This window comes from Fodinicola feengrottensis, from assembly GCF_010993775.1.
Taxonomy (GTDB): Bacteria; Actinomycetota; Actinomycetes; order Mycobacteriales; family HKI-0501; genus Fodinicola; species Fodinicola feengrottensis.
On record NZ_WOTO01000017.1, the window covers coordinates 34,302 to 48,846 of the forward strand.

At 67.6% G+C, this 14,545-nt stretch carries 16 protein-coding genes and 2 pseudogenes; 12 read left to right on the forward strand and 6 right to left on the reverse strand.

The window, feature by feature from the left end; all coding sequences use genetic code 11:
• Window positions 1–158 precede the first annotated feature (158 nt).
• The 3 genes from GNX96_RS17320 (at window position 159) to GNX96_RS17330 (ending at window position 3,023) form a co-directional block, all read left to right on the forward strand.
• Entirely contained in the window at window positions 159–1,469 is a 1,311-nt protein-coding gene (locus GNX96_RS17320) for an MFS transporter (protein WP_163568902.1), read from the forward strand.
• Between the two features lie 87 nt (window positions 1,470–1,556).
• On the forward strand, window positions 1,557–2,261 hold the full coding sequence (locus GNX96_RS17325; protein WP_163568903.1) for a DUF2625 family protein: 705 nt from the start codon (window positions 1,557–1,559) through the stop codon (window positions 2,259–2,261).
• A 27-nt stretch (window positions 2,262–2,288) separates the two neighbouring features.
• Complete coding sequence (locus GNX96_RS17330; protein WP_163568904.1) at window positions 2,289–3,023, forward strand: phosphatase PAP2 family protein; 735 nt, start codon at window positions 2,289–2,291, stop codon at window positions 3,021–3,023.
• 573 nt (window positions 3,024–3,596) lie between these two features.
• On the opposite strand, the gene GNX96_RS17335 is transcribed toward GNX96_RS17330, so the two are convergent.
• Window positions 3,597–4,478: a LysR family transcriptional regulator gene (locus GNX96_RS17335; protein ID WP_163568905.1), complete on the reverse strand. Its 882-nt coding sequence runs from the start codon at window positions 4,476–4,478 to the stop codon at window positions 3,597–3,599.
• 82 nt (window positions 4,479–4,560) lie between these two features.
• Between GNX96_RS17335 and GNX96_RS17340 the strand changes: the two are divergent.
• Window positions 4,561–5,476 (forward strand): annotated as a pseudogene (locus GNX96_RS17340) (EamA family transporter).
• On the opposite strand, the gene GNX96_RS52570 reads toward GNX96_RS17340, so the two are convergent.
• From GNX96_RS52570 to GNX96_RS17350, 4 genes are all read right to left on the reverse strand, one after another.
• The gene (locus tag GNX96_RS52570; protein WP_279580620.1) at window positions 5,406–5,693 is read right to left on the reverse strand and encodes a pentapeptide repeat-containing protein; all 288 of its coding nucleotides are present in this window, start codon (window positions 5,691–5,693) and stop codon (window positions 5,406–5,408) included. The pseudogene GNX96_RS17340 and the gene GNX96_RS52570 overlap by 71 nt on opposite strands.
• Window positions 5,680–6,057 carry a pentapeptide repeat-containing protein gene (locus GNX96_RS52575; RefSeq protein WP_279580621.1) on the reverse strand — a complete coding sequence of 126 codons (378 nt, stop codon included), beginning with the start codon at window positions 6,055–6,057 and terminating at the stop codon, window positions 5,680–5,682. Before GNX96_RS52575 ends, GNX96_RS52570 begins: the two co-directional genes overlap by 14 nt.
• Window positions 6,058–6,061: 4 nt before the next feature.
• The gene (locus GNX96_RS52580; protein ID WP_279580622.1) at window positions 6,062–6,280 is read right to left on the reverse strand and encodes a hypothetical protein; all 219 of its coding nucleotides are present in this window, start codon (window positions 6,278–6,280) and stop codon (window positions 6,062–6,064) included.
• A 186-nt stretch (window positions 6,281–6,466) separates the two neighbouring features.
• Window positions 6,467–7,264, reverse strand: a complete 798-nt coding sequence (locus GNX96_RS17350) for an MFS transporter (RefSeq protein ID WP_279580623.1) — start codon at window positions 7,262–7,264, stop codon at window positions 6,467–6,469.
• Window positions 7,265–7,328: 64 nt separating this feature from the next.
• Here GNX96_RS17350 and GNX96_RS17355 point away from each other — a divergent pair, with 64 nt between their 5' ends.
• The 6 genes and pseudogenes from GNX96_RS17355 (at window position 7,329) to GNX96_RS17385 (ending at window position 13,018) form a co-directional block, all read left to right on the forward strand.
• Window positions 7,329–7,694: a MerR family transcriptional regulator gene (locus GNX96_RS17355; RefSeq protein ID WP_163568906.1), complete on the forward strand. Its 366-nt coding sequence runs from the start codon at window positions 7,329–7,331 to the stop codon at window positions 7,692–7,694.
• Between the two features lie 144 nt (window positions 7,695–7,838).
• Window positions 7,839–8,315 carry a uracil-DNA glycosylase family protein gene (locus GNX96_RS17360; RefSeq protein ID WP_279580624.1) on the forward strand — a complete coding sequence of 159 codons (477 nt, stop codon included), beginning with the start codon at window positions 7,839–7,841 and terminating at the stop codon, window positions 8,313–8,315.
• A 71-nt stretch (window positions 8,316–8,386) separates the two neighbouring features.
• Window positions 8,387–9,410: pseudogene (locus GNX96_RS63815) on the forward strand (undecaprenyl-diphosphate phosphatase).
• A gap of 82 nt (window positions 9,411–9,492) precedes the next feature.
• Complete coding sequence (locus GNX96_RS17375; protein ID WP_163568909.1) at window positions 9,493–11,469, forward strand: ABC1 kinase family protein; 1,977 nt, start codon at window positions 9,493–9,495, stop codon at window positions 11,467–11,469.
• A 108-nt stretch (window positions 11,470–11,577) separates the two neighbouring features.
• Window positions 11,578–12,630, forward strand: a complete 1,053-nt coding sequence (locus GNX96_RS17380; RefSeq protein ID WP_313885688.1) for a cation:proton antiporter — start codon at window positions 11,578–11,580, stop codon at window positions 12,628–12,630.
• A gap of 163 nt (window positions 12,631–12,793) precedes the next feature.
• A complete protein-coding gene (locus GNX96_RS17385; protein ID WP_163568910.1) occupies window positions 12,794–13,018 on the forward strand; it encodes a hypothetical protein in 225 nt (74 codons plus the stop codon).
• Here the strand turns inward: GNX96_RS17385 and trpC are convergent, their stop codons facing one another.
• Entirely contained in the window at window positions 13,019–13,804 is a 786-nt protein-coding gene (gene trpC / locus GNX96_RS17390; protein ID WP_163568911.1) for an indole-3-glycerol phosphate synthase TrpC, read from the reverse strand.
• A 116-nt stretch (window positions 13,805–13,920) separates the two neighbouring features.
• Between trpC and GNX96_RS17395 the strand changes: the two genes are divergently transcribed.
• Together GNX96_RS17395 and GNX96_RS52585 are read left to right on the forward strand one after the other, a co-directional pair.
• Entirely contained in the window at window positions 13,921–14,346 is a 426-nt protein-coding gene (locus GNX96_RS17395; RefSeq protein ID WP_279580625.1) for an HAD family hydrolase, read from the forward strand.
• Entirely contained in the window at window positions 14,237–14,533 is a 297-nt protein-coding gene (locus GNX96_RS52585; RefSeq protein ID WP_279580626.1) for an HAD family hydrolase, read from the forward strand. The genes GNX96_RS17395 and GNX96_RS52585 overlap by 110 nt, the downstream gene beginning before the upstream one ends.
• Window positions 14,534–14,545: the final 12 nt, after the last annotated feature.

The window sequence follows — 14,545 nt, forward strand, 5'->3', positions numbered from 1 at the left end:
CGTCCAGCGTCCGAGTTGGTAAATCGAGATGCGCGATCCGAGCAGAGTGGCTATCGTGGCTCGGGCTGTCTGCTGCCGAGCGAAGTGGGGTCCTATGAGGTGCGTCGCGGATATGACGACTGACATCTTCCGTACGCACGAATGGACACCTTCGCTCAATGGACGGCACGAAAAACGACACTGCTGACAAGCGAGCGGGCTTGCGCGGCCTGCTCCCTGATCTGACCCCACTGCGGGTCTCCCGCGACTTCCGGCTGGTCTGGTCGTCCGGCCTGGTGACCAGCATCGGGTCGGTCTTCACCCTGATCGCGCTGCAGCTGCAGGTCGCGCAAATCACCGGCTCGGCGCTGGCGGTCGGCGCCCTCGGCGCCGCCGAGCTGATCCCGGTGGTCCTCTTTGGACTGTATGGCGGGGCGATCGCGGACGCCTTCGACCGGCGCAAGGTCATCCTCGCCACCGAGCTCGGTCTCAGCCTGGTCGCGTTGGGGTTGCTGGGAAACGCGCTGCTGGGTCAACCGATGATCTGGCCGCTGTACGTCGCGGCCGCGGCCACCGCCGCACTGCAAGGCGTCCAACAACCCTCGTTGGAAGCCGTCACCCCGCGGATTGTCGCGCACGACCAGCTGCCCGCCGCGATCTCCGTCACCGCCGCGCGATGGACGGTGGCGGGGGTGGTCGGCCCGGCGATCGCCGGCGTCGCGATCGCGAGTTTTGGCGTACGCACGGCATTCGCCGTCGACGCGGTGAGTTTCGCGATCTCCATCGCGCTGCTTCTGCTCGTACGCCCGGTGCCAGCCTCCCCCGAAGCGGAGTCGCCGTCGTTTAGCGGGGTGGGCCGGGCCATCGGCTATGCGTGGAGCCGACCGGAACTCGTCGGCACGTACGCGGCAGACATGGCGGCCACCGTGCTTGCCTTGCCGATCGCGCTCTTTCCCTTCCTGGCAACCGAACTTCACGCGCTGTGGGCGCTCGGCCTGCTCTATTCGGCGATGTTCGCCGGCAGCCTGGTCGCCGGCCTGACCAGCGGCTGGACTGGCCGAGTGCACCGGCACGGGCGAATGATCCTGCTCGGTGCGGTGATCTGCGGCGCGGCAGTGACGATTGCCGGCCTGGTGCCCAACATCTGGGTGCTCATCGTGATGCTGGCGATCTCCGGCGCGGCGACCTGGGTCAGTGACGTGTTCCGCGGGATCATCTGGAGCCAGTCGATCCCGGACGGCATGCGTGGCCGGCTGGCCGGCATCGAGCTGATCACCGGATCGGCCGGTCCGGCCATCGGCGACCTGCGGGCCGGCGCGCTGGCCACCCGGTTCGGCATCCGACCGGCGCTGTGGATCGGCGGCCTCGCCACCCTGATCACCGCTGGCACGCTGAGCGCCGCGCTGCCTTCACTGTGGCGGTACGACGCTCGTACCGACCCGCATGTCGCGCAAGTCAAGGCAGCGGTGGAAAAGCAGGCCGCCGAATAGGTCAATTCCTGATGCGTACGGCCGCCGAGACGCCCTCTCGTGCGGCCGTACGGCAGTCTCTGAACCGACGGAACTAGGCTTGGGGACGTGCGCAGCCTGACGGAACTGACTGAGGTCGATGAGCCGGCGTGGCCGACGATTATGGCGGAGATCTCGGAAAGTCCATTGACGGTGAAAACCCTTCCAGCGGACGAAGAACACGGTTCGGCTTGCCTGCACTGGTTGCAGGTCACCGCTCGGTCGCCGCTGGGTGCGATGGCCCTGCATTGCGGTGGCATTCTGCTGGACCACGGTTGGGTGCGGATCTATGGTGGCGCTACCGACTTTCCCAGCCTCCGTAGCGTAAACGGCATTTCCGATGACGACGCGACACCGCCCTCAGGCAGCCTCGTGGTCGGGCACGACGTGCTCGGCGGGGTGTTCAGCCTGAATGGCATGGACAGCCAGGCGTGGGGCCGCGGCGCACCCGGCGAGATCGCGTACTTCGCACCGGACAGCCTGCGGTGGGAGTCACTCGGCGCCGGCTATGGCGCCTGGTTGTCGTGGTTGTTGTCGGGGCGTACGAATCAGTTCTACCAGGACCTTCGCTGGCCTGGCTGGGAAACCGAGTCCGCTGCGGTCGGTCTCACCGAGGGGCTCAGCGTGGTGCCTTTCCTGTGGTCGAAAGAAGGCCGCCAGGACCTGTCCGCCACCAGTCGCCGCGCCGTACCGATGCACGAGGTGCTCGGCATGTCGTCGGATGTCAGCCAACAGTTCGACGGCGCGGATCCGGGGTTTCTCGGGCTCCTGTGAAGTCTTGTTACACAACGATGACATCGCGTGGACCGTACAGACGAATACCCTGCCCAGTATTGGGCATATGACGACAAGTTCAGTGTTGCCGGCGACCGGTCGACAGCCCCCGTACGTCCATATCACACGACACCGCGGCGAGAGTCCTCCGCCGGATGGCTGCTGGTGACCGCACTGGTCCTGCTAGTGGGATTCGCTTTCGCCGCCTTGGCCTTCATCTGGACCACGGCCGGTCAAGAAGTCGACGGAGTGCTGCTGGCCGACGCCAAGGGCTTCGGCGCCCACGGACTCGCAGACCAGGCGACCACCTTGCTGTCGTTCGTCGGCAACATCAGGCTGCTGGCGGTCCTTTTCGGGGTCATCCTGCTCGTCGGGGCGCTGTGCCGGCGGCCATGGGCGGCGGTGGCCGGCATCTGCGTCGTACTCGCCTCAGTGGCTGGGCGCGTCCTCAAGACCATCATCACCCGGCCAGACTTCGACGTGATGGATTCCACCTTGCACAACAGCTTTCCGAGCGGCCATGTGGCGGCCGCGGCCGCCTTGCTGTTCGCCCTCATGCTCGCGCTGCCCGGGTGGGCACGCTGGCTGATCGCCCTTCCCGGCGCCGTCGGCGTGTCTGTTGTCGCGGTCGCGACGATGGTTGCCGGCTGGCACCGGTTCAGCGACGCCATCGGCGGCGTCCTGTTGGCCGGCGCCCTCTGCTGCCTCGCGGCCGCCTTCCTGCACGCGGTCGGCCTCGTCCCCCGCCCCAAGGTGCGGTAACCACTTGGATGTGGCGGTCCAGCATCTGACGCTCTGCCGCATAATTGCGGGCGGGACACCGTTCGCATGGGGGGGCAGGACTATCGACACCGCTCGCAAGTGGCTGGATTCCAACGCGCTCTACGGCGGCGTGTACGGCACGGTCGTGACCAGCGCGCTGCTGGCCGCACTGGATCACCAGCCAGGCACGTACTCCCCCGGGTACGACGCCGAGTGGATCTTCATCACGGTGGTCATCGCGGCCGTCACCCGCGGCTACGCCAAACACATCTCGACCCACCAAGCCGGCGGGCCGACCCATCAGCTCTGGCGCGATCTGCTTGACGACGTGCTCAGTGGCGTCCCGATTGTGGCTGCCTGCCTGCCAACCCTGGTCGTGTTGCTGGTCGCCGGCCTCAGCGGCTGGGCCGGCGAGGCGTACACGACGACCGCGCTCGCGCTCAACGTCGTACTGCTGATCGGCTGGGGGCCTCGCCGCGGCGCGGCTGGGCGGCTACCGGTGGCGCGGTGCGGTGCTGATCAGCGCCGCGCACGCGGTTCTCGGGTTGCTGGTCATTTTCTTGAACATTCTGATCAAATAGCCGCCCTCAGCCGAGCAAGCAGCAGGGCCAGCGGCGGCCAGGTACCGCGTCCTTGCCGGATGGCCGCGTACGAACGGAAAGTGACCGCCGGTTCGGCGAGCGGGAGCAGCCGTACGCCCGGCAGAGTCGGCCAGTCGATGGGCAGCAGCCCCACCCCAAGACCAGCGACGATCAGCTCCTGGACGAGTTCGAGGCCATCGATGTAGTGCGCGATCCGCGGCTCGAAGCCGGCCAGCGACGCGATCGCGCGAACGACGTTCTCATCGGCGGTGTTGCGGGAGTTCACGATCCAGGATTCATCCCGGAACTGGCCAAAAACCGCCAGCGCGTTGCCGCTGGCGGTGGACTCCGCCGGCACTCCCAACCCCCAGGACGCAGTGTGCAGTGGGGTCAGCTCGACGGTCGCATCGATCGAGGCTGGTACGAGCGTGTAGTCGTAGACCAGTGCGAGGTCGAGGTCATCGGCCGCCAGCAAGGTGAACGCCTCGACCGGCTCGTGCTCGTACATGAGCAGCTCCAGTTTTGGGTGGGTGACGGCAAGGTCGGCGACGATCGGCAGCAGGAACCGGCGGATCGCGGTGACGTATCCGGCCACCCGGAGGCAGCCGGTCGGCTCGGCGCCCGGGTCCAGGTCCGCGTACGCGGCCTCGACGGCGGCGAGGATTTTCACCGCGTGATCGGCTAGCCGCCGCCCAGCGGGGGTCAGTCGTACGCGGCGACCGTCCGGCTCGATGAGGTCCGCGCCGACTTCCCTGCCCAGCACCGCGATCTGCTGCGACACCGTCGACGTCGTGACGCCCAACACATCCGAGACCTCTCGCATCGAGCCAAGGCGGGACAGCTCGAGCAACAACCGCAGGCGACGGGTCTCCACGGCCCAATTGTTCAGCAAACCCGAACGACTTGTCCAGAATCAGCACGTGGACATGGATGATTTCGCATCGTCTACTTCGAACATGACCTTCTCCAGCTCGCGTGCCGGCGCCTCCATGGCCCTCGCGTCCATGACGTGCGTCCAGCTCGGACTGGCCGTGTCGGTCGGACTGATCGGGCAGCTCGGACCGTTGGGTACGGCGTGGCTGCGGTTGGCCTGGGCGGGGGTCTTGCTGCTGGTGGTCGTACGACCGCGGCTGTCCGGTTTCAGCCGGGCCGGCCTGCTGACCGGGATCGCACTTGGGGTGGTGACGGCCGCCGTCACGCTGTTCTTTATGTGTGCGGTGGCCAGACTGCCGTTGGGGACGGCCAGCGCATTGGAGTTTCTCGGTCCGCTGGGCGTTGCGGTCAGCCGCGGTCGCGGCGGCCAGAAACGCTGGCCGATTCTCGCCGCGGTCGGCGTGGTGCTGCTCACCCAGCCATGGCGCGGCCAGATCGACTTGATTGGCATCGGGTTTCGCGCTCGCCGCGGCGGTCTGCTGGGCTGCCTACATCCTGCTCACCCAGCGGGTCGGCGACGAGGTCTCGGGCATTCGTGGGCTGGCCATCTCGATGCCGGTCGCCGGTGTGGTCGCGACGCTGGTCGCCGGCCCGTTCGTCTTCGACCGGCTCAACTGGCAGATACTGCTGGCCGGCGCCGGCCTCGCGATCCTGCTGCCGGTGATCCCATTCAGCCTCGAGCTGCTGGCCCTGCGCCGGCTCACCACCGCCGCATTCGGCACGTTGATGAGCCTCGAGCCGGCCATCGCGCTGGTCATCGGCCTGCTCGCGCTGCACCAGGTGCCAGATCTCGCGGCGCTCGCCGGGATCGCCTTCGTGGTGACCGCCGGCATCGGCGCCGAACGTACCGGCGGCCGCGACAAGCCGGTCAGTCCTGCACCGTCACCCCCAGCACCTGCGCGAACGCCGGCGCTAGATCAACCAGCTGAAGGCTGCTGATAGTCGCGCCCTTGAGCGAGCCGTGTCCGCTGTGCAGCCCCAGCTCGGCGGCGCCGCGGAAGTCGACTTTGCTCATCTTGGCGCGCTCGAATTCGACTTCTTCCAGGGACGAACCGGGGAAAGTCACCTTCGTCAGGGCGGCAGCACCGAAATCCACGCTCCGGAGCTTGCAGTTGACGAAGGCGACTTCTCGCAGTTTGGTGTTACGCAGGTTCACGGACACGATTTTTGCAGCCGAAGAAACTCACCCTGGTGAGCTCGGCGTCGAACATCGCCGCGCCGGCCAGCACGCTGGTGATGATCTCGGTGTCCAGCCAGGTCGTCTCGACCAGATCGGTGCCCACGAACTGCCCGGTGTGTATCCAGACGTCGTTGAACTTGGCCCGCCGAAAATGGCCGTTTCCGAAGTCCACTGAGGAAAAGGCCGACTCGGCGAACCGCGTGTTGCCGGCTTTCACGTCGGTGAAACTCACGTCCTGGAAATGCACCGTGTCATAGTCGTCACCTTGCTCCAGCTCCCCGTCGGGGGCCACCAAATAAGGCGCGTACGGCAGTTCAGCCAGCTCGCGGGACTCGGGCATAAGGCTACGGTACGTCTCGTGACGGGAAGCCGTGCATACGGGCCGCAAGAACCACCACCAGCACGGGGATCAGCAGCAACAAGACGCTCCAGGGGAACGCAGACGCACCGAGGCCGGCCAACAGCAACCCGCCGATGACTCCCCCGCCGGCCATCGCGACATTCCACAACGTGACGAGCATGGCCTGCGCCGCGTCGGCCGACTCGCCGCCCGCATCGCCCACCGCGGTCTGCAGGAGCGTCGGGGCGCCACCCCAGCCGAGTCCCCCACAACGCCGCCGCGACAAAGACGAGGACGGGATTGCCGCCCAACAGAGCCAAAATGGTTGCCGCGGCGGCGAAAAGAACAACGCTGGCAACGGTGAGCGTACGCAGCCGACGACCGATCTGGACGCCGACCAGCCAGATGCTCAGCAGCGAGGCAGCGCCGAAGACCAGCAACACCAGGTCAACGGAGCCGCCCAATCCCCCAGCCGTGCCAGCAAAGTGGCGATGTACGTGTAAAGAATTGTGTGGGCCAGCACGAAAAACAGCGTGACGAACAGGACCGGCGCCACTCCTGGTACGCGCAACGCCTGCGACATCGAGGACTTCTCTCGTTGCTGCTGTCCAGGAAAGTCCTGGACCGCCCAGCCGATCCAAACAAGCAAAGCGATGGTCAGCACTGTCATCAGCAGGAACGCGAGTCGCCAGCCGAACGCCTGGCCGAGGAACGTACCAGCCGGAACCCCGAGGGACAGCGCGACCGGAATTCCGGCCATCGCGATCGCGATCGCCCTGCCCTGAAGGTGTGCGGGCGCGAGCCGGCGAGCGTAGCCGGCGAGCAGCGCCCAGGCGACGCCCGCGGCGACTCCGGCGACGAACCGCGCCACCATGGTCAGCGAGTAGTTCGTCGAGACCGCGGTGACCGTGTTGGCGACCGCGAATCCGGCCATCGCCGCCAGCAGCAGCCGCTTGCGCCGCCAACGCGCGGTGGCCGCGGTCAGCGGGATCGCCATGAGAGCCGTGCCGACCGCGTAGATCGTGACAGTCTGGCCGGTGGCGGACAGGCTGACCCCAAGATCGGCACTCATCGCCGGCAACAGGCCGGCCGGCAGCGTTTCGGTCAGGCTGGTCACAAAAACGGCGGTGGCGAGCGCCAGCAAGGCGGCTAACGGGAGGGCCGACCTGGTGGTCGGATCGGCTCGTACGACGGTGTGGGTTCGCATGACAGTATGCTCGAACCATCACATTGATGTGAGGGTCAATCCGCCCGGATATGAGGTGGCGCACATGCGCATCGGAGAGCTGTCGGAGCGTACCGGCACGCCTCGCAGGTTACTGCGTTACTACGAGGAACAGGAGCTCATTGTCGCCAACCGCTGCGCCAACGGCTACCGGGACTACGACGAGCGGTTCGTCGACCGGGTCATGCAGATCCGCGGGCTGCTCGACGCCGGCCTGCCCACCCGCATCATCAAGCAGATCCTGCCCTGCCTCGACAAGCCGCGGGTGATCTACTTTCCAGACGCCACACCGGAAATGATCGCCACCCTGGAGCACCAGCGGGACCGGATGACGGCCCGGGTCGAGTGCCTGATCCGCAACCGGGACGCCATCGCCGAATACCTTGAGGTCGTACGCGGGACCAACGCATAGGCCGCTGCCGGCTCCGTGGCATATTGTCCGGATGAGCCGGCTGAGCAGGATCTACCAGGAGATCGTTGACGATCCCGCGAACGCGGCGGTGGGCACGGCCGGCTACCTTCCGCTCTACACCGCGGCACCAGCAGCGCGCGGATAGTGATCATCGGTCAGGCGCCAGGAAAACGGGCGCAGGAAAGCCGCAAGCCGTGGAACGACCCGAGCGGCGACAAGCTGCGCTCGTGGCTCGGGGTCACCGACGAGGAGTTCTACGACCCGAAGCTGATCGCGCTGCTGCCGATGGACTTCTACTACCACGGCAAAGGCGATCACGGCGATCTGCCGCCACGCAAGGAATTCGCGCCGAAATGGCACCCGCGGATCCTGGCCGAGCTACCGCACCGGCGACTGACGATCCTCATCGGCTCGTACGCCCAAAACTACTACCTGCGTGACCGACTGAAGCCCAACCTGACACAGACAGTGAAGGCTTATCAGGAATATCTGCCGGACATCATTCCCTTGGTGCATCCGTCACCGCTGAACTTCCGGTGGCAGACCAGGAATCCGTGGTTCGAGAGTGACGTGATCCCGGTGCTCCAGGAGCGGGTACGGGCCGCCCTGGGCTCGGCCTGACCACTAGGTACCATCTGCTCGGCGCCGAACGTCACCCGGACGGAACGACTTTTTGCAGCAATGGAGCTGATATGCCGCACCTCACCTACCTGCAGGCGATCGTGATCGGGCTGCTGCAGGGGGTGACCGAACTGTTCCCGGTGTCCAGTCTCGGACACAGCATTCTGATCCCGGCCTGGATTGGCGGCGACTGGGCGACGAACCTGGACGTGACCGCCAAAGACTCGCCTTATCTGACTTTCCTGATCGCCGCGCACGTGGCCACCGCGGCGGCCCTGGTGATCTTCTTCTGGCGGGATTGGCTGCGGATCGCCGGCGGCCTGTTCAGCTCGCTGCGCTACCGCCAGATAGTGACCACCGAACAGAAGTTGGCGTGGCTGCTGATCGTGGGCACCATCCCGGTGGGTCTGGCCGGCCTCGCACTGGACCACCTTTTCCGCAGTACGCTCGGCAAACCCATCCCGGCCGCGCTGTTCCTGACCCTGAACGGGCTGGTTTTGTTCAGTGTCGAGCGGTTGCGCACCCGCCGGTCGCTGTCCACCGAACCGACGGAGTCGCCGCGGCCGACCCCGGTCGGTCGGCGCCGCCAACCACCCACCGGGGGGCGCTCGAGCGCAGGTTTATGTCTCCTCGAACAGTGTCGCTGGTGAGGGCGGTGTGTCCGCGCACGGCGGCGGCGACGCGGCCGCCGCACTGGAGTCGGACCGGCGGCTTGCCCGACTGACCTGGTGGGAGGCCGTCGGCGTCGGCGCGGCGCAGGTTTTCGCGCTGCTGCCGGGCATCAGCCGGTCCGGTTCGACGATGGTCGCTGGCCTCTTGCGCGGGCTTCCGCACCAGGACGCCGCGCGGTATGCCTTCCTGCTCGCCACTCCGGTCATCATCCTCGCCGCCGGGGTCCTGAAGCTGCCCGAGCTGGCCGGACCGACCGGGCACGGCATCCTCGGCCAGGTGCTCGCCGGCAGCGCGGTCGCCGGCGTGGCCGCGTATGTCTCGCTCCGTTTCCTCACCAAGTATTTCGAGACTCGTACGCTCACGCCGTTCGCGATCTACAGCGTGACCGCGGGCCTGCTCAGCCTCGGCTGGTTCCTCATCTGAGCCACTGCCCGGGGTGCGCGCCCGGAAGGTCACACCCCTGCGACAAACTGTCCTCAGGCGTCGAACCAGGGGGAACGCGGTGGTGATCGAGACGGTCGTGGTGGTGGCCGCGGCGGCCCTCTTCGCGGTCTGCGCCGGGATGGTGGCGCGCCGGGTGCTCGGCACCCCGGTCGGTTGGCCGCGTACGTTCGTGGTCGGCTTGGTCGTCTACGCCGGCAGCTCGCCGTTCGCGACCTTCGTGGCCGCCGCCGCTGGACTGCGCGGCGGGCCCGACCATCTCAGCGTGTCCGTGCTGGTCGCGGCCGCCTTCATCCTGCTGGCCTTCGGCTGGCTGTTCGCCTTCGGAGTGGCCGCGCTGGTGGCGGTGGAGGCGATCTGGCCGACCGGCAGCGTTCCCAACCCACTCAGGCTGGTCCGCGACCTGGTCGGGCGGCGGCGCCGGACCCGGCGATATCTGGCGATCCTGTCGATCGCCTCCCGGCATGGCCTGTCCCGGGTGCTGCGCGGTCGCCGGGTGTCCCAGCCGGAGCTGGAGCGGACTCCGGTGGCGCTGGTCGCCGCACTGAACGAGGCCGGCGTGACCTTCGTGAAGCTGGGTCAGCTGCTGTCCACCCGCCGCGACCTGCTGCCCGATCGGTATGTAGAGGCATTGTCCCACCTGCAGACCCGGGCTCGGCCAGTGCGATGGGACGAGATCCGAGCTGTCATCGAAGCCGAGCTGGGCGGCCCGATCGACACGTTTTTTTTCGCCGAGGTAGATCCGAAACCACTGGCCGCCGCCTCGGTGGCCCAGGTGGTGCACGCGGCCCGGCTGGCGGACGGCACTGACGTCGTGGTGAAGGTGCAGCGGCCGACCGCGCAGGCGCAGGTACGCGCCGATGTCGACATCATCGTCAGGCTGGCGAGCTGGATCGAGACCCGGACGGACTGGGGCCGTGACCTCGGCGCGGTCGCACTCGCCGAAGGCTTCGCCCAGTCGTTGCGGGACGAGCTCGACTACCGCACCGAACACCGGCACATGGAGATGATCCGGAAGGCGTCCGGCGAGTCGTTGTTGGCTGTCCCTCTGGTTTTCCCGACACTGTGCGGCCAACGGATCCTGACCATGCAGCGGTTCGACGGTGTGCCGGTCGGCGATGCCGCGTCCGCCCTGGCGAAAATCCCAGACAGCGACCGACGGGCGCTCGCCGCGAACCTGTGCGACGAGGTGCTCCGGCAGATCCTGGTGCACGGCGTCTTTCACGCCGACCTGCATCCGGGCAACCTGATGTTGCGCGAGGACCGCACGATCGGGCTGCTCGACTTCTTCGGTTCGGTCGGTGTTCTGGACCGCGAGACGCGGGAAGCGCTGGCCGCTTTCCTGCAGGCGGTGGACAACGACGACAACGCGGCCGCCACCGACGCGCTGCTGCTCCTGGCCGAGGCGCCGGAGAGCCTGGACATGCGGACGTTGCGCCGCGATCTCGGCGCGGTCGTCACGTCCATGCGTTACCAGACCGGCGCTGGGGTGTTCACCCAGTTCCTGGACGTCGTACGGGTCTACCGGCTCGGCGTCCCGCCTTATGTGGCGGCCGCGTTCCGGACGATCACCGCCCTTGAAGGCGCGCTGACCCTGATCGACCCGCGGTTCGACCTCGTCGCCTACGCCCGTTCGATCGCACCGAGGCTCGGCGAAGAACTCTTCCCGCCGGAACAGCTGGCCGCTGCGGCCAAGAGCCGGATGGCCGCTTTTCTGGCCGTCAGCAGGCGAATACCGGGCCGGCTGGAGGCCATCACGGCGAATCTGGAAAGCGGCCGGCTGGCGGTCCGGTTCCGGCCCTTCGCCGACCCGGACGACCGGGTGTTCCTCGCCAGCCTGGTCACCGACGGCGTCAGCGCGCTGGTCGCGGTGGCCGCGGTGGTCAGTGCGATCGTGCTGGTCGTCACCGACGCCGGCCCGCTCATCGCGCCGAACGTAAGGCTGGACGCCTTCGCCGGATATGTGATCGGGTTCTTCGGCTTCGTCCTCATCCTGCGCTCGGTGGTCCGCGGTTTCGTCCGGCCCAGGCGTCGCTCTTGAATCTGTTCACCATTGCCCTGGTGCTGGCCGCCGGGCTGGCCGGCCCGCTGCTCGCCGCGCCGAAACGCGCACGTTTGCCGGTAGTTGTCGGGGAAATCGTGGGTCGGCGTGCTGGTCGGCCGGACCGGCTTACAGTGGGTGGATCCGACCGAGCCGGTGCTGTCGTTCCTGGCCTCAGCCGGTTTCGCGCTCGTCATGCTGGTGGCCGGCAGCCATGTGCCGTTACGCGATCCGGCGCTGCGAGTGGCCCTGCGACGAGGCGCGCTGCTGGCCGCTGGAGTCGGCGTTTTGGCCGTACCGACAGGATTCGGCGTCGCGGCCATCACCGGCACTGGACACGGACTGCTCTACGCCGTCCTGCTGGCCTCCAGTTCGGCCGCGTTGATCATGCCGGTGATCAGCGAGTACGAGCTGTCCACACCGGCAGCGCTGGCGACCATCGTGCACGTCGCGATCGCCGACACGGTCTGCATCATCGCGCTCCCGCTGGCGGAGGATCCCGGGAACGCCGGCCGGTCCGCGCTCGGGGTGCTCGCGGTGACCGGCGGCGGCGCCGTTTTCTGGTTCGTTCTTTGGCAACTGCGCAAACGTGGGTTGGTCGGGAAGGCGCACGAGGTCAGCAAGAACCGGAATTTCGGGCTGGAGCTGCGAGTCGCCCTGATCGCGGTCTTCGGGCTCGCCGGCCTCGCCCAGCTGGTCGGCGTCTCGGTGATGCTGGCCGGCTTCGTGATCGGGCTCGGGCTGGCTGCCACCGGCGAGCCCCGCCGGCTGGCCCGGCAGCTCTTCGCCGTCGCGGACGGCTTCCTCGGCCCAGTCTTCTTCGTGTGGCTCGGCGCGTCCCTCGATCTGCGGGCGCTGGCCGGCGATCCGCGGATGCTCGGGCTGGCCACTCTGCTCGCGATCGCCTCTATCAGCGTGCACGCGATGGCCCGGCTGCTCGGCCAGCCGCTCCCGCTGGCCATCCTGGCCGGCGCGCAACTGGGCGTACCGGTCGCCGCGGTGGCCATCGGCACCGGCACCCGGCTGCTCACCCCGGCCGAAGGCGGCGCGATTCTGGCCGCCGCTTTGGTGAGCGTGGGAGTCACCGCCTGGGCCGCCCGTCGAGCCGCTGCCCGAAATGTTGTTAATTGTCCGAATAGCCAACCCGACAATCATCATTAAACATCTCAGTGCCCCAGAAATACAGACAAATGGTGGCAGCTCGGTTACGCTGAGTATGACGTAAGCGTCAGTTGCGAGGGCAGGAGCACTTCACCGCCTCGGTGGAACTCCCTGCATATCGCATGTTGTATCCCGATGACCGCTCACGGAAAGGACCCATCCCGTGCGTAGACAGACAGCGCGCAAAGCGATCGTGGCAGCTTCCCTGGTGTCAGTGCTGTTCGTCGGAGCGACGGCAACGCCGGCCGAAGCGGCGCCCGTCAGCACCGTGCACACCGTTCAGGCGGACGTCCCCAGCCTGCCCAACCTCGGCGATGTCCTCGGTGAGGTCATTGGCATGCTGCAGGCGCTTCTCAAGACCGTCGGCGGTGTCTTGGGCAACGGCTGATCAGCGTTCAGCCGCCGCGATAAAGTGCGCGATCGACGTTCCTGGATCACCCGCGCGTACGAGCGCCTCGCCCACCAGCACCACATTGGCGCCCCAGCCGTGGTATTCGGCGACGTCTGCCGGCTCGGCCACGCCTGACTCGGCTACCCGTACGACACCCTCAGGAATGCGGGGCGCGAGCTTGCCAAAGACCGCGCGGTCAACGTCGAGTGTTTTCAGGTTTCTGGCGTTGATCCCGACAAGTTGAGCGCCGACCTCCAAGGCTCGGTCCAGCTCGTCAGCGGTGTGAGCCTCCACCAAAGCGGTCAGCCCGAGCTCGGTGGCCAGCCCCAGCAGGTCACCGAGTGCGGCGCCCTCCAGGCAGGCCACCATCAGCAGGACCAGGTCCGCGCCATGCGCACGCGTCTCCCACAGCTGGTACGGCGTGACGATGAAATCCTTACGCAGCACCGGAATCGAGACCGCCGCTCGGACCGCGTCCAGGTCCGCAAGGCTGCCGCCGAACCGCCGCCGCTCGGTCAGCACACTGATCGCCGCCGCGCCGCCGCCCACGTAGCGGGCAGCCAGATCCGCTGGGTCGGCGATCTCGGCCAGCGCGCCCTTGCTCGGGCTTTTGCGTTTCACCTCGGCGATGATGGACACCCCGGGCGCCCGGAAGGCCGGCAGCGGATCCAGCGCCGCGGGCCGGTCGGCGACCCGCGACCGCAGCTCAGCGAGGGTCACCTCGCCCTCCCGCTGCGCCAAATCCACACGTACGCCGGCCACAATGCCGTCCAACACGCTCATTGATGTCGCCATTTCGCTTCGGGTGGCAATTCGGCGAAATTGTACGTCAGCCACTCGGCGGTTCCCGATGCGAAGGCGCCCGGACCGGCGCGCTACGAACAGGGATAATTGCCGGCATGGGAGACATCGACGCCGTGCTTTTCGACATGGACGGCACCCTGGTCGGCTCAGACGCCGCCGTCGAGCTGGCCTGGCGGCAGTGGGCAGCGGACCACGACCTGCCGCCCGAGCCGGTGCTGGCCGCCGCGTACGGACGGCCCATCAGCGCCACCATTCGCCACCTCGCACCGTGGCTGGACGACGATGCCGTACGCCTCGAGGTGGATCGGCAGAACGACCGCGAGGTCGCGGACGCCGACGGCACAAAGCCGCTGCCCGGTGCGTACGAGCTGCTGGCCGAACTCGACCCGGCTCGGGACACCGTGGGCGGTCGTGACCAGCGCTGGACGGCGGCTCGCGGAGGCCCGGTTACAGGCGACTGGCATCACCCCACAGATCCTGGTGACGGCCGACGACGTACGTGTCGGAAAGCCCGATCCTGAGGGCTACCTGCTCGCCGCCACTCACCTTGGCGTGTCGCCGCGGCGGTGTCTGGTCGTCGAGGACTCGCTGCCGGGCATCGAGGCCGGTCGCCGCGCCGGTGCCCAGGTCGCCGCCTTGCGCGGCCACCCGGGCGATCTCGCGATCACGGACCTCCATGAGCTGCTGCCGGTCATCCACGTGCGGTGACAGCCGGTTGCC

Excerpts from the sequence above, each read along its gene's own strand:
- GNX96_RS17320 (WP_163568902.1), top strand. The coding sequence starts at position 159 with ATGGACGGCACGAAAAACGACACTGCTGACAAGCGAGCGGGCTTGCGC.
- GNX96_RS52575 (WP_279580621.1), bottom strand. The coding sequence starts at position 6,057 with ATGCCCGAGTCCCGCGAGCTGGCTGAACTGCCGTACGCGCCTTATTTG.
- GNX96_RS17350 (WP_279580623.1), bottom strand. The coding sequence starts at position 7,264 with ATGCGAACCCACACCGTCGTACGAGCCGATCCGACCACCAGGTCGGCC.
- GNX96_RS17355 (WP_163568906.1), top strand. The coding sequence starts at position 7,329 with ATGCGCATCGGAGAGCTGTCGGAGCGTACCGGCACGCCTCGCAGGTTA.
- trpC (WP_163568911.1), bottom strand. The coding sequence starts at position 13,804 with ATGAGCGTGTTGGACGGCATTGTGGCCGGCGTACGTGTGGATTTGGCG.
- GNX96_RS17395 (WP_279580625.1), top strand. The coding sequence starts at position 13,921 with ATGGGAGACATCGACGCCGTGCTTTTCGACATGGACGGCACCCTGGTC.